We start from the raw sequence: 789 nt of genomic DNA on the forward strand, positions 1-789 counted from the left end.
GACTGCGACTGAAAGCCGCCCAGGTTGGCGACCACGTTGGAGAACTTCCCGCGCCAGCCGATTTCAACGGTATTGGTCTTGACCGCCTGCAGGTTCGAGTTGCCGATGTTGAAACCCAGGGTCGCATTGCGCACCACGACCCCGATATCCGGCAGCTCGAAGCCCTGGCTGTAGGAAGCGTAGATTTCCTGGCCCTTGGTCGGGGTGAAAACGCTGCCGAGGTTGTAGGTCCAGGCGTCGTATTTGACGGTGCCGCCGGCCACGGACTGGGGGCTGGGCACTCTCGACTGGGACAGCGGCGTGAAGTCGTTGAAGCTGGCCTGTGCCCGGTCATAGCGCGCGCCACCCTCCAGCGACCACTGGTCGTTGAATTTGTGCTGCAACTGGGCAAACGCGCCAAGGCTGCGGGTGGTCACCGGGGGCATGTAGATCAGGCGGCCGATCTTCTGAAAAACAAGTCCGCCCGTGGCGTCATAGACCTTGGGATCGAAAATGTCGATCGGCATATCGGTGCGCTCGTGGTTGAAGTCGGCACCCCAGATCAGCAGCGTGTCCTTTTCCTTGCCCAGCGGCGTCTTGAGGGTCAGACGCCCGCCAAAGACATCGGAATTCTGCATGGACTGGTCAACATTCGCGCCGCGAACCGGAACCGCGCGGGCGTCAAACGGTGCAAAGCGCGTATGGAAGTCCCGGTAGTAGAGCTGAGCGGCCAGCGTGCTGCCCGCGATGTCCCGGTTCTCGTAGTCGAGTCCCAGCATGGTGTTCTTGATCTGGTTCTGATCGGCTAGC

1 protein-coding gene is annotated in these 789 nt (G+C 61.3%); it reads right to left on the reverse strand.

The features are described 5' to 3' along the window. A partial coding sequence (locus D3H34_RS33185) for a TonB-dependent receptor domain-containing protein (RefSeq protein WP_147400621.1) occupies positions 1-789 on the reverse strand: 789 nt, incomplete at both ends.

The organism is Acidovorax cavernicola (assembly GCF_003581445.1).